The sequence below is a fragment of the Streptomyces aurantiacus genome (assembly GCF_001418335.1).
In the GTDB taxonomy this organism is placed as follows: domain Bacteria; phylum Actinomycetota; class Actinomycetes; order Streptomycetales; family Streptomycetaceae; genus Streptomyces; species Streptomyces aurantiacus.
This window is the reverse complement of the sequence record NZ_LIPP01000151.1, coordinates 1-2741: the sequence shown is the minus strand read 5'-3', so window position 1 is coordinate 2741 and position 2741 is coordinate 1. Positions and strand designations below refer to the sequence as shown.

Genomic DNA, 2741 nt, shown 5'->3' with positions numbered 1-2741 from the left:
ACCGGCACACCGACCGGCTCCCCGCCGCCGCCCTCGGGCGGGGAGCCGGTCGGTGTGCCGGTGGGCGTTCCGCTGGGCGGCGTGCCGCCACCGCCGCCGCCACCGGTGGAGAGGTCCTCGTAACCGGAGTAGATGCCCAGCGCGTCGCAGTGCCAGACGTCCACGGCGGCGTTCTTGACGGCCTTGCACGTCTCGTTGTCGATCACCTTGAGGCGGAGGGTCAGGGGGATGCCCTCCTTGTCCTCGGTGATGTCCTGCCGGAGCTTGTCGGCATCGATGTAGTACGGGCCCTCGGTGGTCTCCGAGGTGAGCTTGTAGCAGGTCTCCGCTGAGGCCGAGGTCGAGGTCGAGGTGGCGGTCGGCGACGTGCCCTTCGTCGTCTGGCCGGCGTTCGCGGTCGCGGCGATCGCGCCGCCCACACCCACCGCGGCCACCGCCGCGCCCCCTGCCACGACAACCTTGCGACGCGTCACGTTCCGCTTGTGTTTCGGCCCCTGGGCCGACTGGTTTCCCGTCATGAGCGAGGAAACTAGGGAAGAAGGCTGTCAACAGCGTGGGCGCGGGCTGTGGATTGCCGTGCGCGTGAGAAACGTGACGCGCGCTGACCGCTGACGCCAACGACCGTGGGGCGGCGTCACTCTCAACGAGGAGTGACACCGCCCCACAGTCACCGGCGCAGGCCGCGCGCCTACTTCGCCGGGTTCACCGGCTTGCGTACCGAGAGGTGCAGCTCACGCAGCCGCGTCTCGTCCAGCTCCGTCGGCGCGCCCATCATCAGGTCCTGCGCGTTGCCGTTCAGGGGGAACGCGATGGTCTCCCGGATGTTCGGCTCGTCGGCGAGGAGCATGACGATGCGGTCGACACCGGGGGCGATCCCCCCGTGCGGAGGAGCGCCGAAGCGGAACGCGCGGAGCATGCCCGCGAACTGCTCCTCGACCGTGTCCCGGTCGTAGCCCGCGATCTCGAACGCCTTGAGCATGATCTCCGGCTCGTGGTTCCGGATGGCGCCGGAGGACAGCTCGACGCCGTTGCAGACGATGTCGTACTGCCAGCCCAGGATGTCCAGCGGGTCCTGGGTCTCCAGGGCCTCCAGACCGCCCTGCGGCATCGAGAACGGGTTGTGCGAGAAGTCGATCTTGCCGGTCTCCTCGTCCTTCTCGTACATCGGGAAGTCGACGATCCAGCAGAACCGGAAGGCGTTCTCCTCGAAACGCCCGGCGCGCTTGGCGGCCTCGACGCGCACCGCGCCCATGATCTTGGAGACCTCGTCGAACTCGCCCGCGCCGAAGAACACCGCGTGGCCCGCCGACAGCGCCAGGCGCTTCGTCAGCTCGGCGACGTTCTCCTCGGTCAGGAACTTGGCGATCGGGCCCGTCAGCGAGCCGTCCTCGGCCACCCGTACCCAGGCAAGGCCCTTCGCGCCCTGCGAGACCGCGTAGTCACCGAGCTGGTCGAAGAACTTGCGGGACTGCGCGGCCACGTCCGGCACCGCCAGCGCCCGTACGTGTTTGCCCGCGAAGGCCTTGAACTCCGAGCCCTCGAAGACATCGGTGATGTCGGTGAGCTCCAGCTGGGCCCGCAGGTCCGGCTTGTCGGAGCCGTACTTCAGCATCGCCTCGCGGAACGGGATGCGCGGGAACGGGGACGTCACCTGACGGTCGTTCCCGAACTCCTCGAACAGCTCGGTCATGAGCTTCTCGATCGGCCGGAAGACATCCTCCTGCTCGACGAAGGACATCTCCACGTCGAGCTGATAGAACTCGCCCGGCGAACGGTCGGCACGCGCGTCCTCGTCACGGAAACAGGGCGCGATCTGGAAGTACCGGTCGAAGCCCGAAATCATCAGCAGCTGCTTGAACTGCTGGGGAGCCTGGGGGAGCGCGTAGAACCGGCCCGGGTTGAGGCGGGAGGGGACGACGAAGTCACGCGCGCCCTCGGGGGAGGTGGCGCTGAGGATCGGGGTCGCCATCTCGTTGAAGCCCAGCGCCGTCATCTTGTGACGGATGGCCGAGATGACCGCCGTACGCAGCAGGATGTTGCGGTGCATGCGCTCGCGGCGCAGATCCAGGAAGCGGTACTCCAGGCGCCGCTCCTCGTTCACACCGTCCTCGGTGTTGATCGTGAAGGGCAGCGGGGCGGCGGCGCCGAGCAGCTCGACCTCGCTCACCTCGACCTCGATCTCGCCGGTCGGCAGCTCCGTGTTCACGTTCTCCGCGCCGCGGGAGACGACCTTGCCGTCGACACGGACGGTGGACTCCTTGGAGACCTTGTCGAGGGCCTCGTACGCGGGGGTACCGGGGCGGGCGACGAGCTGCGTGATGCCGTAGTGATCGCGCAGATCGATGAAGAGGATGCCACCCAGGTCTCGGCGATTGTGCAGCCAGCCGCTCAGCCGGACGTCGCTGCCGACGTCAGAGGCGCGGAGCTCGCCGCAGGTGTGGGACCTGTACCGATGCATCGTCGTTCATCCAGTCTTCGCGGTCGGGGACATGTTTCACGTGAAACACCTGCAAGCGTACCGGCCACCCCGTGATCGCCGTCCGCAATAGTTCCCGGGGGGGGGCCGGACACTCGCAACAGTTCCGGGCCGGACACCCGCCCGCCGTCTCGTCCTCCGCCTCGCCCTTCGTCTCGTCCTTCGTCTCGTCCTCCGCCCGCCCCAGCCAGCCCGCCCGCCCCGCCCCCCTCCCACCTGCCTCCGTGGCACGCTTCGTTCTCCCGTTCATACCTTTCTCTTTTAC

At 68.2% G+C, this 2741-nt stretch carries 1 protein-coding gene and 1 pseudogene; both read right to left on the bottom strand.

From position 1 onward, the window contains the following. Positions 1–518, bottom strand: a pseudogene (locus AOK01_RS21050) (dioxygenase); the annotation flags it as partial. Between the two features lie 170 nt (positions 519–688). Beyond that, the gene (gene aspS, locus AOK01_RS21045; RefSeq protein ID WP_055513986.1) at positions 689–2458 is read right to left on the bottom strand and encodes an aspartate--tRNA ligase; all 1770 of its coding nucleotides are present in this window, start codon (positions 2456–2458) and stop codon (positions 689–691) included. Between the last annotated feature and the right edge of the window lie 283 nt (positions 2459–2741).